The sequence below is a fragment of the Pseudomonas sp. MNR3A genome (genome assembly GCF_009650575.1).
GTDB classification, from domain to species: domain Bacteria; phylum Pseudomonadota; class Gammaproteobacteria; order Pseudomonadales; family Pseudomonadaceae; genus Aquipseudomonas; species Aquipseudomonas machongensis.
In genome coordinates this window covers 83,710-95,430 of the sequence record NZ_VZZS01000028.1, presented here as the reverse complement: position 1 = coordinate 95,430, position 11,721 = coordinate 83,710, and the positions used below count along the sequence as shown (strand labels likewise).

Genomic DNA, 11,721 nt, shown 5'->3' with positions numbered 1-11,721 from the left:
ACACTGCCTCTGTAGGAGCGGGCTTGCCCGCGAACACCGGCATAGCCGGTGCCATGCATCGCGGTGTTCCTTTCGCGGGCAAGCCCGCTCCCACAGGGTGGCATGGCCTCGGCGGCTCCGGTGTTCGCGGTGACAATAGCCGAGCTATCTCTGCCGGGGCTTAGATCAACCGCGCAGCCACCAGCAGATCCGCTACCGCCTGGAAGGTGCTGTCCGGCACCGGATCCCCCGCCACGGTGCGCCGGGCAAGCTCGGCTGCCAGGCGGGCATCCATGGCATGGGCGATCCCCAGTTGCGCAGCTTCGCCAAGCATCCGCGCGCTCTCCTCAGGCTCGGCCTGGCACACCACCACCGGCACCGGCGTCTCCCCGCGCACATAACGCAAACCCACCACCCAGTCACCGGCCACACCCACCATCAACGACGCCCGGCCCAACCCCAGCTTGGTCGCCATGGCCTGCATCTCCTGGCGCTGGCGGCGCAGCTCGCGCTTGATCAACGGATCGCCATCGATATCCTTGCGCTCGCGCTTCTGCTCGCTGCGGGTCATGCGCATGTCGCGGCCGAACAGCCAGCGCTGCATCAGCACATCCGCCGCCCCCAGCACCAGAAACGCCGCCAGCACCGTGAACACCAGCGGCTTGAGCACCAGCAGGAAGGTCGACTGCAGGCACTCGGGCCCGCACCGCGACGACTCCATCAGCGCCTGCAGCGCATGGCGCCCGACCACGTAGAACGCCAGCCCCAGCAAGTGCACCTTGACCAGGCCCTTGAGGAACTCCACCACGTTGCGCATGGCGAAGATGCGCTTGAAACCCTCGGCCGGGTTGATGCGTTTGAAATCCGGCTTGAGCGGTTCGACCGAGAACACCACCCCGCGCATGGTCACCAGGTTGGTCAGCACCACCGCCGTCACCGTCACCGCCATCACCGGCAGGGTGATGCCGATCACCAGTTGCTCGGCCGTATCGAGCAGGCGCGGCCACACCGTGGCGAAGGGTTCGATGTAGATCTGCGCGGTCAGGTCCACCAGCGCCGTGACCTGGGCCTTGGCTCGTGGCGCCAGGATGGCGATGCACAGGGTGCAGAGCAGGATCACCACCCCCGACACCAGGTCCTGGCTCTTGGCGACCTGCCCCTTCTTGCGTGCGTCCTTGAGTTTCTTGTCCGTTGCCGGCTGCGACTTCTCTTCGCTGGTGTCAGCCATTACCCCCCTCCACCAGGCTCTGCAGCACCCCGACCGTACCGCGGAACTCCGCAAGCTGATCGAGCATCAGCGGTACCAGGAAGCCGATGTAGACCACCATCAGAATGGTGAAGAACAGGTTCTTCACCGGCAGCGACAGGTCGAAGATGTGCAGGCTCGGCGCCATGCGCGAGAGGTAGGCCAGCATCAGGTCGGTGATCAGCAACGAAATCAGCAACGGCGACACCATGAGTACCCCGATGCGCATCACCTGGTCGAGGATCGCCAGCACCGCCGTCAGCGCAGAGCTGGCGAACAGCGGGGTGAACTGGGTCACCGGCCATAGCTGGTAGCTGTGCAGGTAACCATCGACCATGAGGATGAAGCCACCCGACATGAAGTACAGCGCGATCAGCATCACCGTGAGCAAGGTCGCCATCACCCCGGACTCCCCCGACGACAGCGGATCCACCAGTTGCGCCATGGTCGAGCCCCGCTGCAGGTCGATCAGCTCCCCCGCCACTTCCGCGGCCCAGAACGGGATGCCGAACAACAAACCGACCACCAGCCCGACCAGAAACTCCTTGATCAACAAGCCCGCCAGCCAGAACCCGCCAAGCTCGGGGGTAGTGGTGAAGGCCGAGAACACCGGCAGGAACATCGGCACCGAGATCGCCACCGCGGCGCAGGTGCGGATCATCCCGGTCAGGCCCAGACGGTTGAAGGCCGGGGTGATCACCACCACGCCCATGGCACGGGCCGTGGAGAGCGCGGCCGAACTGATCACCGGGTAGGCGATCTCCAGGAAGGCATTGACGAAACCTGCGTCCATGCCCGGTCAGCGCGTCCACAGCGCGAAGTTGTCCAGCACCTGGTTGCCCAGCCCCATCACCTGCCCGGCCAGCAGCGGGCCGACGAAGACGATCAGCAGCAGCACCGCCACCAGCTTGACCACCTGCGGCAGGGTCTGGTCCTGGATCTGCGTCAGCGCCTGCAACAGGCCAACGCTCAGGCCGACGATGATCGCCACCCCCAGCGCTGGCGCCGACAGCAGCAACACCGTCATCAGCGCCTGCTTCATCAACGAAAGGAACACGTCCTGGCCCATCGGCTCAGCTCCCGTAGCTCAGAATCAGACCATGCATCAAGCGCGACCAGCCGCTCAGCGCAACGAAGAGGAACAGCTTCAGCGGTATCGATATCAAGGTCGGCGAGACCATCGACATGCCCATCGCCATCAGCACGTTGGACACCAGCAGGTCGACCACCAGGAAGGGGATGTACAGCAGGAATCCGATCTCGAACGCCCGCGTCAGCTCGGAGCTGACGAACGCCGGGATCAGCACCACCAGATCGTCGTCGCGCAGCTCGGCGCGGGCCTCTTCGGACCACACGTTCTGCGTGGCCTGCACGAAGAAACCGCGCTCGCTCTCGTTGGCGAAGCGCGACAGGTGCGCCTGCAACGGCGGCCTGATCGCCTCGCCCAACTCCTTCAACTGCTCGGCGTTCTCCAGTTGCAGGCCATGACTCTGCGCCGCGCGGTACATGTCGCCGATCACCGGCGTGGTGACGTACACCGACAGGATCAGGGCGATGCCATAGAGCACCAGGTTCGGCGGCGTCTGCTGCACACCCAGGGCGTTGCGGATCAGAAACAGCACCACGGAGATCTTCAGGAACCCGGTCAGGGTCACCACCGCCAGCGGAATCAAGCCGATGGAGGCGACGACCAGGATGATCTCGATCAGGTTTGGCTGGTAGCCACTCATGATGCGGCAAAGCTCAGCAGGCGCACGCCCAGGCCGTCGCCGATCTTCACCAGTTGGCCCTGGCCGACGCGGCGGCCGTTGATCATCAGGTCGACGCCTTCGTGCATGCGCGGCGCCAGCTCCAGCACGCTGCCCACGCCCAGCTCGCGCAGTTGCGCGAGGCTCAACTCGACGCTGCCGACCTGGCAGACCAGTTTCAATTGCAGCTCGTCAAGGCTGCTGTCCAGGCTCGGCCCGGTGCCCTGTTCGCTCATGTGTCGCTCCTTCAAGGCAAGCGCGGTGATAGGGGGTTCGATTAGCTGCAGGCGTTGTCCGTCGCGCTGCACACGGGCTTGCCACTGGTCGTCCAGGTGCAGGCGCAGATGATCGTCCGGCCAGGGATCGAGCATGACCACATCGCCCGGCAGCAGGCTGCGCAACTCGACCAGGCTGAGCCAGGCCTCGCCGCCGTCGACGCCCAGCGTCAGCGCCAGGCCACCGAGGTCGTGGGGCATGGGCGCGGCATGCTGCTCCAGCAACACGGCAATCTCGGCCCAGGTCGCGGCATCGCAGCGCAATTGCACCGCCAGCGCGCTGTCACCCAGGCGTACCTCCAGGCCAAGGCTCAGTGGCGCCAATTCGACGCACTGCGTGAGCGCGCGATCGAGCACGTGGATCGGCTGTGAGAACAGGTGCTCCAGCGGCGCGATCAGCGTCAGCAGCGCCTGCTCCAGCAACAGCGCCGCGGGCAGGCTCGGCAATAACAGCCCCTCGGGCAAGCCGAGCAGGTCGAGGGCACGGGCTGGCACGCGCAATTGCACGGGCGAGTCGCCCAGCGACAGCCACAACTCAAGCTGATGTTCATCCATCGCCGCACCACTCGACGCCCAGGCGACACTCAGCGGCGCCCCGCCCAACTGTCCCTGCCAGGGCTGGCGCGGCCGATGCAGGCGCTGGTGCAGGGCCTGCCACTGCGGATCAAGGCGCTCCAGGCTGTGCTCGAAGGCCAGCGCGTCGGCGGGCACCTCGGTGGTCTGGAGGGTCAAGGCGTGAGATCCAGCAAGGGGGCAAACAGGTCTTCGCCCTCATCCTGCGCTTCCCCGATACGGCGCTCGCCCAAGGCGTGGTCTTCGACCAGGGAGTCCCAGGCATCGGCCTGGCGCTGACGAGCGACATGGGCCTGACGCAGGCTCTCCTGGGTCTGCTCCTGCTGCTGGTGGTAGTCGTGGGCCTCGTCCAGGTTGCCCAGCAGCGTCTCCTGTTCGTCCTCCAGCTCCGACAGGTGCACCTGCGCAGCGAGCCAGGCCTTGACCGACAGCCCCTCGCTGAAGCGACCGTAGAGTTTTTCTGCCTCGAGCGCGGAGGTTTCCCGCGCCAGGCACAGCCGCTGGCGGGCATCGTCGAGGGCAGCATGGGTTTCGCGGCAGAGCTGGCGCTGCGCGGCCAGTTGCGCGGAGGCCCGTTGTTCACGCAATTGGCGCAGGGTCTGCAGGCTTTTCAATTCATGACTTTTCATGGGCGCTCCTCTCTCATGCCAGCACCTTGCGCATGTGTTCCAGGGTTTGTCGGGCGCCGCTCGGCTCCGCCGCCGACTGGCGCAGGAAAGCTTCGATAGCGGCGTGGCGGGCGATCGCTTCGTCCGCGAGTGGGTCGCTGCCGGCGGCGTATTCACCGATGCGGATCAGCATTTCGATATCGTTGCGCCGCGCCATCAGCTCGCGCATGCGCATGGCCAGCTGGCGTTGCTCAGGGCTGGCGACCTGCTCCATCAGGCGGCTGCGGCTGCGCAGCACATCGATGGCGGGAAAATGGTTGCGCTGGGCCAGCTCGGCGCTGAGCACCACATGGCCGTCGAGAATCGAGCGCGCCTCCTCGGCCACCGGATCGGTCGCGGCGTCACCTTCGGTGAGCACCGTGTACAGCGCGGTGATGCTGCCCCGGGCTGCGGGGCCGGCACGCTCCAGCAGGCGCGGCAGGGCCGAGAAGAACGACGGCGGGTAACCACGGCGGGTCGGCGGTTCGCCCACCGCCAGGCCGATCTCGCGCTGGGCGCGGGCAAAGCGGGTCAGGCTGTCCATCAGCAGCAGTACGTTGCGGCCCTGGTCGCGGTGATACTCGGCCAGCACCGTTGCCACGTAGGCAGCCCGGGCACGCTCGGCGGCCGGGCGATCGGAAGTGGCGACCACCGCCACGGTGCGCGCGCGGGCCTGGGCATCGAGCTGCACATCGAGCAACTCGCGCACCTCGCGGCCACGCTCGCCGATCAGGCCGATCACCACCACGTCGGCATCGGTGTTGCGCACCATGCTGGCGAGCAGCGACGACTTGCCCACCCCCGGCTCGCCGAACAGGCCCATGCGCTGGCCGCGGCCCAGGGTCAGCAGCCCGTCGATGGCGCGAACCCCCACCGACAGCGGATCGACGATCACTTGTCGGGCGAAGGGTTCGGGGGGCTCGGCCTGCAGCGGATAGCGGCGCATCGGCCCCAGCGGCGGCTGGCGATCACCGTCGAGGTAATCGCCCATGGGGCTGATGACCCGCCCCAACTGGCCATCACCCACACTCACCCCCAGCGCCTCGCCGGTAGCGGTGATTTCGGTGCGGGTCGACAAGCCTTCGAGCGAGCCGATCGGCGAGAGGATCGCCTCGTCGCCATCGAAACCGATGACCTCTGCCGCCAGGGCGCGACCACTGGAGGGGTCGTGCAGGCGGCACAGCTCGCCGATGCGCACGCCGGCGACGCTGGCGCGCAACAGCACACCACGAATGCTGCGAATGGTGCCCTTCATCGGCCGTGGCCGGGCATCGCCCAGGCGCGCGTGCAGGCGCGGCAACAACGCTTGCAGGCTCACGGTGTCACCTCGGCGAACGGCAACAGGCTGCGGCGCAGCGCCTGCAACTGGGCGTCCAGCCCCAGTTCCACCGAACCGACCGGGCTGCTCAGGCGAGCCTGACCAGGCTGCAATTGATCATCGGACTCCACGGCAATCGCCGCCAGGCCATCCGTTTCGCCGTGCATGCGGCGGCGCACGGCCTCCACTTCCAGGCGCGGCACGAACAGCGTCAGCGCCTGGTCCTGGCGAAACGCAACCAGCGCCTTGCGCGTGCACAGCACGATACGCTCGGCGTCACCCAAGCTCTCCAGCACTTCGCGGGCGATGCCCAGGGCCAGGTCAGCCAGGCTGTTTTCCAACCCTGCCAGATAGGCCTCGACCTTGGCGGCAGTGTCGGCCAGCAACTCGCTGACCGCCTCGGCGCCCTTGGCACGGCCGAGCTCGAAACCGTCGGCACGGGCCTGTTCCAGCCAGCGTGCGCTGTCTTCCCGGATACGTTCGGCCTCATCGCGGGCGGCCTGCAGGTAATCGCGTCCATCGGTCCAGGCCTGGACCTCGGCGGCACGCAGGATGCGCGATGCCGGACGGCTGGGCAGCTGACTCATTGCACGCTCTCCCGGTTCTCGGACAACGGCATCAGCAAGGCGGCGACCCGACGCACAATGCCAGGGTCGGCCAACGATGCCGAACCTTCCGCCACAGGCAGCGGCAGGCGCAGTTGCAGCCAATCGCGCAGGTCGGCGGGCTGCTCGTCGAGCCAGGCCTGCACGCAGCGCGCACCGTCGTGGTCGATGGCGGCCAGCAGATCGTCAGGCTGGCGCAACAGGTCCATTGCCCCGCCCCACTGGCGGTGAGCAATGGCCAGGCCGAAGACCTCATGCCCAAGCCCCTGGCGCAGGTGCTCGACCACCTCGCGACGGATTTCCCGGCCCAAGGTCGCACCGTGCCAGATGGCCCCACACAGGCGCGGCAAACGGGCGAAATCCTGCGGAGCCAGCAGCAACACCGGCAGGTCCTGTTCGGTCGGTTGCGACACCTGATCCAACGGCTGCAACTGGAAATGCGCCAGCATCAACGCCTGCAGGCGCGCCTGGAAACGCGGCGACTCGATCAATGCCTGGATCTGCGCACCGGCGACGTTCTCGGCGAAACAGCGGCGCAGGTGGCGCCGGTCGACAAAGGCCAGAGGCTGCCCCAGCAGGGCCTGCCATTGGGGCATCAGGCTCATGGCGCCTCCGACAGGCTGTACAGCGCACGACCACGACGCTGCTGCCAGTGCCGCCAGCCCAACAGCCCGGCCAGGGCCAGCACCACCAGCAGGCTGCCACCGAGCAGCAGACGCGCGCGGGACGCATCTTGTTCGAGCATCCAGATACCCATCACGCTGACCAGGCGCGGCTGCCCCTCGTCTTCGCTCCTGGGGGCTGCGGCCTTGATCGCGGTCACCGACACACCGTCATAGCTGAGCCCGGAAATGCCGTTGGCGACCAGGGTCTTGATCTGCGGGATCAGCGGATTGATGTCGGTGTTGGCGTCATAGCGCACCAGCACCGAGGCCGACGACGGGGAGATCACCCGCTTGAGCAAGTCGTTGTCCGGCAGCACCACATGTACCCGCGCCGACACGATGCCGTCGATCTGCGAGACGCTGTGCGACAGCTCTTCGCTCAGGGCGTAGACCATCTGCGCACGTTCCTGCACCGGCGAGGACACCAGGCCGTTGCTCTTGAACACTTCGCCCAGGTTGGAGAACGACTGCCCCGGCAACCCGGCCTCGTCGAGCCGAGCCATCGCGTCGGCGAAGCGACGCTCGTCCACCACGATCTTCATCTGGCCGTTGTCCTGGACCTTGCGCGAGGCCGGGATGCCGTCGCGCAGCAACACCGCGAGCATGGCATTGGCCTCGCGCTCGCTGAGGTTGCTGTACAAGTCCATGTCACAGGCCTGCAACAGACTGGCCAGGGCGACGACGATCAGCACACGCAGGGCTCGCCAACGACGGGTCATCGATTCATTGTCCTTTGAGCAGGGTGTTGGCGGAGCCGGAAACCTGGGTCGCGCCACGTACCACCATCTGGGTTTCGATGGAGTAGTCGAACATCCGCCCAAGCGACTGGACGATGTTCGCGACCTGGGTATCACCGACCTTGGGCGCGCCCTCGGCGCCGGTGGCCACGAACGGTGACGGGCCTGCGGCCGGGGTCGACGATGGCATCGCCGGGCTGCCGTGACTGAGTGACTCGGCCCGAGCGCTGAAGGTGCGCGAGCGGTCGATGAAGCCGTCCAGGCGCTGCATCAGGCTTTCACCGATCTGGTGAGGGCTGGCACCTTCAGGCATGCCCTTGGCACTGTTGGCCATGTTTTCGAAGAGGTTCTGGGAGGCACCGAGCCCCCCTTGTCCTCCTGACGGCGGCAGTGCCGCCGTGGTCGCGAGACTGGCTGTCATGGCCGTTTACTCGTCGTCGTCCGAAGACTGGGCTTCGTTCAGCATTTCCTGGGCCTTGGGCATGATGATGAACTGCCCGCCGATCAGCACGGCCTGGTTCACCAGCGCCTCCTGGAAGCTTGGATCGTCGGAGGCGTCCTGGGACTTGTCGAGCGCCGCATCGAAGCGCGCTTCGGCGCTGCTCGGGGTGCTGCCGGGGGTATCGATCGGGGTAACGGCCATGGGGCTTCTCCTGGGTGGTTTTTCAGTGATCGCTGACGCTGGCGCCGCGGAACACCCGGATACTCCGGGAGGCTGCGGACGTCGCGACGGGCTGGGGTCGGTTGTCGAGGTGCTGCTGGATCATGCTCAGGTAGGCGGGCGGTCCGGAAACCAGCAGTTCATCGCGCTCGGCGCCAGGGCGCAGCGACAACTGGCGGCCGTACACATCGAGGCTTTGCAGGTAGTCGCGCAACTGCTCCAGGTCCAACCCGGGCTGGCGACGGAACAGGCGCGTGGCCACTTCATCGTTGCTATTGATGTAGAGCACGTTGCCGTCGTAGTACCAACCCAGCGCGTTGCTGTCGCACAGCTGGGTGAGGAAGTCGCCGGCAGTGCTGCTGCGCAACGGGCTGCGGGCCTTGCCGCGGACCTTGTCGGACACCACCACGACCAGCTCCAGGTTCTGCCCGAACTCGCTCAGCGCGCCGCGCAGGTCCTGGTCGACCAGGGCATAGGCGTAGGGTTGGGCGAACCAGTCGGGCTCGTCCTTGCCCTCGTCGCTGCGCACCGGCAACGACAGCAGAACCAGCAGCAGGGTGGTGAGCCAGAGCAGGTTACGCATGGGCGATTACCTCCCTGGCGCGGCTCACAGCTGTGAAATCGTATGAAGCGCAGTCGAAATCACACATCAAGTCGCTAGAATGGCCACTCAGTCGTCCGCTCGAGTCCTGCCCATGCCCAAGCGTTTGCCGTCCACCCTGCTTCTGATCGCCAGCACCTTGCTCGGCGCCTGTACCAGCCAGCCGAACCGTAGCGATGATGGCTACGACCGCCTCATGCACCTGGCCGGCGATCTGCAGCAGCGCGGCGATGCCGCCTCGGCCGCTGCGCTCTACCAGAATGCCGCGCAGCAACCTGGGCGCCATCCCGAAGCCTGGCAGAAGCTGGGCGACACCACGCTGGCCGCAGGCGACGCGCGCGCGGCCGAGCGAGCCTACCAGCAGGCACTTGAACTGCAGCCGGACAACCTCGACGCCCTGCTGGGGCTGGGCAGCGCCCAACTGCGCCAGGGCAAGCTGGAGCGTGCGGTCACGTCCCTGACCCAGGCGGCCGAGCGTGGCAACAGCGCCGATGCCTGGAACCGCCTGGGTATCGCGCAGATCCTGCGCGGCCAGGCAGCGGCCGCCCAAGGGGCCTTCAGCAAGGGGTTGGCGCTGGCACCGGACAACCTCGACAGCCGCTGCAACCTGGCCCTGGCCTACGCCCTCGGCGGTCAGGCGCAACGGGCCCTGGACACCGTGCGCGTGGTCGGCCAGTCGCCGCGTGCCCTGCCCCGGCACCAGCGCAACGAACTGCTGGTCACCGTACTGGCCGGCCGCGAGCAGGATGTCGCCGGCCTGCCCCTGGACGATCTCTCCGCCAGCGAACGCCAGACGCTGCTGAACGAAGCCCGGCGCATCAAGGCGATCCCGGATGCCCAGGCCCAGGCCCGCGAGCTGGGCCTGGTGGACGGTCGCTAGCACCTGCACATGCGCGCGTTTCATTGCTTCTCCTGGCGATCGGCGCGCGCTTGCTGCTCATCCTGGCGTCGACGCAGCTCGGCGCGATCGTAACCCTCGATGTAGACCTGTGCGGCACGCCCCACGGGCGCCGCCATGGTCGGCCCGGTCGGCCGCCCCTGAGCCAGGTCGTCCGGCTGCTCGACCATGCGCATCAGCGTGAGGTTGTTGGCGCAGCCTGGCGGCAGCAGTGGCACGAAGTCCTCGTCCAGGCCGAAGTCATCCTTGCTCGCCGGTTTCAGGCATTCCACCGGCAGGATCTCGGTGCTGCCATTGGCCAGTGTCTTGTGCTGAAAATCAGGTGAGTAGGAGACCGGCTCCAGGTGTGTCTGGCAGCCAGCCAGCAGTGCCAATGGCAACAGCCAGCAGCGCCCGGCGGGGGCGCTGATCATCGACATGGAAAAGATCGATTTCATGGTCGCTCCCGGTCAGTTCATGTAGAAGCCGAACTTGCCGCCACTGCGTGGCCCCGCCGAAGCGGTCGCAGGGCCCGGCAGGGCATCGAGGGGCGTGGCCAGGTCGCGCTCGCGGGTCGGCTGCACCAGGTACGGGGTGATCAGGATCACCAGTTCAGTCTCGTTGCGCTGGAAACGCTTGGAGCGGAACAGGTTGCCCAGGATCGGCATGTCGCCGAGCATCGGCACCTTGTCCATGTCCTGGCTGCTTTCGCGCTGGAACAGGCCGGCAATGGCGAAGGTCTGGCCGCTGCCGACCTCGACCCGGGTATCGGCGCGTCGCACGCGGAACGACGGCACCCGGTAACCGTTGACGTCGGTGGTGTCCGAGCCCATCAGGCTGCTGACCTCGGGCCGCACCTGCAAGGCGATATGGCCGTTGGGCAGCAGCGTCGGGCTGAACAGCAGCGAGACACCGAAAGGCTTGTACTCGATGCCCACCAGGTCACGGTTGACCGGCACCGGCACGGGGATCTCGCCGCCCGCCAGGAAGCTTGCGGTCTGCCCGGTCATGGCGGTGATGTTCGGCTCGGCGAGGATCTGCAGCACGCCATTGCTCTGCAGGGCTTCAAGCATCGAGTCGATGTTGACGTTGCCCGAGCTGAGGCCGGCGCTGATGACATTCGATGCACCGCTGGCGGCGTCGGCGGCGAGGCGACCACCGGTGATCAAGCCAAAGGAAAAGGTGCCGTTGTTGAACAGTGCGTTCCAGCTCACCCCGTAGCGCAGCAGCTCGGAACGCGAGACTTCGGCAAAGCGCACACGGATGTTGACCTGGGCAGAACCGGCATAGGTCGCGGCGTTGACCGCTGGTACCGGGCTCTGGTTGTCGAGCAATGCATTGAGGTCACTGGCTTCGCCGACATCCCTGACCAAGCCCTTGGCCACCAGCTGGTTACCCACCGCGCTGACCTGCGCACCACTGGCCGGATGCAGGTCTTGCAGCGGACGGCTGACGCTCTGGGTCGCGTTGTTCACCGACAGGTTCAAGGCCGCCAATTGCTTGCCCGCATCGTCCAGGGCGATCAGGCTGGTCTGCCCCGGCGCCTTGCCGAACACGTAGATCACCCCGTCGGACACCACTTGCAGGTCGGCGATGCCCGGCTCGGCAACCAGCACCGAGGCCACCGGCGCCTTGAAATGCAGCACCCTGCCCTCGCCCGATGCCAGGTCGAGGCGACCGTGGCTGCCCACTGCGATCTCGTCGGCGCAGGCCAGCAACGACAGCAGCATGCCGGCCAGACCCAGCCACAAACGGTAATGAAACACAGCGCCGATGCGTGATGAACCGA

Annotated in this window: 16 protein-coding genes; 1 reads left to right on the top strand and 15 read right to left on the bottom strand. The window is 66.8% G+C overall.

What is annotated here, in order from left to right; genetic code table 11:
* Window positions 1-160: 160 nt before the first annotated feature.
* The 13 genes from F6X62_RS18965 to F6X62_RS18905 all read right to left on the bottom strand — a co-directional run bounded on the left by F6X62_RS18965 (window position 161) and on the right by F6X62_RS18905 (window position 9,037).
* On the bottom strand, window positions 161-1,207 hold the full coding sequence (locus F6X62_RS18965; RefSeq protein ID WP_153774396.1) for an EscU/YscU/HrcU family type III secretion system export apparatus switch protein: 1,047 nt from the start codon (window positions 1,205-1,207) through the stop codon (window positions 161-163).
* Window positions 1,200-2,018, bottom strand: coding sequence for a type III secretion system export apparatus subunit SctT (gene sctT, locus F6X62_RS18960; RefSeq protein ID WP_153774395.1), 819 nt, complete (start codon window positions 2,016-2,018; stop codon window positions 1,200-1,202). The genes F6X62_RS18965 and sctT overlap by 8 nt, the downstream gene beginning before the upstream one ends.
* 6 nt (window positions 2,019-2,024) lie before the next feature.
* Window positions 2,025-2,294, bottom strand: a complete 270-nt coding sequence (locus F6X62_RS18955; protein ID WP_054892864.1) for an EscS/YscS/HrcS family type III secretion system export apparatus protein — start codon at window positions 2,292-2,294, stop codon at window positions 2,025-2,027.
* A 4-nt stretch (window positions 2,295-2,298) separates the two neighbouring features.
* On the bottom strand, window positions 2,299-2,955 hold the full coding sequence (gene sctR, locus F6X62_RS18950) for a type III secretion system export apparatus subunit SctR (RefSeq protein ID WP_063543624.1): 657 nt from the start codon (window positions 2,953-2,955) through the stop codon (window positions 2,299-2,301).
* Complete coding sequence (locus tag F6X62_RS18945; protein WP_153774394.1) at window positions 2,952-3,980, bottom strand: FliM/FliN family flagellar motor switch protein; 1,029 nt, start codon at window positions 3,978-3,980, stop codon at window positions 2,952-2,954. The genes sctR and F6X62_RS18945 overlap by 4 nt, the downstream gene beginning before the upstream one ends.
* Window positions 3,977-4,450, bottom strand: coding sequence for a YscO family type III secretion system apparatus protein (locus F6X62_RS18940; RefSeq protein WP_063543622.1), 474 nt, complete (start codon window positions 4,448-4,450; stop codon window positions 3,977-3,979). Before F6X62_RS18940 ends, F6X62_RS18945 begins: the two co-directional genes overlap by 4 nt.
* Window positions 4,451-4,463: 13 nt before the next feature.
* On the bottom strand, window positions 4,464-5,786 hold the full coding sequence (locus F6X62_RS18935; RefSeq protein ID WP_063543620.1) for a FliI/YscN family ATPase: 1,323 nt from the start codon (window positions 5,784-5,786) through the stop codon (window positions 4,464-4,466).
* A complete protein-coding gene (locus F6X62_RS18930; RefSeq protein WP_054892869.1) occupies window positions 5,783-6,373 on the bottom strand; it encodes a FliH/SctL family protein in 591 nt (196 codons plus the stop codon). The genes F6X62_RS18935 and F6X62_RS18930 overlap by 4 nt, the downstream gene beginning before the upstream one ends.
* Window positions 6,370-6,996, bottom strand: a complete 627-nt coding sequence (locus tag F6X62_RS18925) for a type III secretion protein (protein ID WP_153774393.1) — start codon at window positions 6,994-6,996, stop codon at window positions 6,370-6,372. Before F6X62_RS18925 ends, F6X62_RS18930 begins: the two co-directional genes overlap by 4 nt.
* On the bottom strand, window positions 6,993-7,775 hold the full coding sequence (gene sctJ, locus F6X62_RS18920; protein WP_054892871.1) for a type III secretion system inner membrane ring lipoprotein SctJ: 783 nt from the start codon (window positions 7,773-7,775) through the stop codon (window positions 6,993-6,995). Before sctJ ends, F6X62_RS18925 begins: the two co-directional genes overlap by 4 nt.
* Window positions 7,776-7,779: 4 nt before the next feature.
* Window positions 7,780-8,127 (bottom strand): hypothetical protein, encoded by a 348-nt coding sequence (locus tag F6X62_RS18915; protein ID WP_371105664.1) that lies wholly within the window; start codon window positions 8,125-8,127, stop codon window positions 7,780-7,782.
* Window positions 8,128-8,220: 93 nt separating this feature from the next.
* Complete coding sequence (locus F6X62_RS18910; RefSeq protein ID WP_054892873.1) at window positions 8,221-8,436, bottom strand: hypothetical protein; 216 nt, start codon at window positions 8,434-8,436, stop codon at window positions 8,221-8,223.
* 22 nt (window positions 8,437-8,458) lie between these two features.
* Window positions 8,459-9,037 carry a type III secretion protein gene (locus F6X62_RS18905; protein WP_178117570.1) on the bottom strand — a complete coding sequence of 193 codons (579 nt, stop codon included), beginning with the start codon at window positions 9,035-9,037 and terminating at the stop codon, window positions 8,459-8,461.
* Between the two features lie 112 nt (window positions 9,038-9,149).
* Here F6X62_RS18905 and F6X62_RS18900 point away from each other — a divergent pair, with 112 nt between their 5' ends.
* Window positions 9,150-9,935, top strand: coding sequence for a tetratricopeptide repeat protein (locus tag F6X62_RS18900; protein ID WP_153774392.1), 786 nt, complete (start codon window positions 9,150-9,152; stop codon window positions 9,933-9,935).
* 20 nt (window positions 9,936-9,955) lie between these two features.
* Here F6X62_RS18900 and F6X62_RS18895 read toward each other — a convergent pair whose 3' ends face one another.
* Complete coding sequence (locus tag F6X62_RS18895) at window positions 9,956-10,372, bottom strand: hypothetical protein (RefSeq protein WP_063546675.1); 417 nt, start codon at window positions 10,370-10,372, stop codon at window positions 9,956-9,958.
* Window positions 10,373-10,402: 30 nt separating this feature from the next.
* The gene (locus tag F6X62_RS18890; protein WP_370671064.1) at window positions 10,403-11,662 is read right to left on the bottom strand and encodes a type II and III secretion system protein family protein; all 1,260 of its coding nucleotides are present in this window, start codon (window positions 11,660-11,662) and stop codon (window positions 10,403-10,405) included.
* Window positions 11,663-11,721 lie beyond the last annotated feature (59 nt).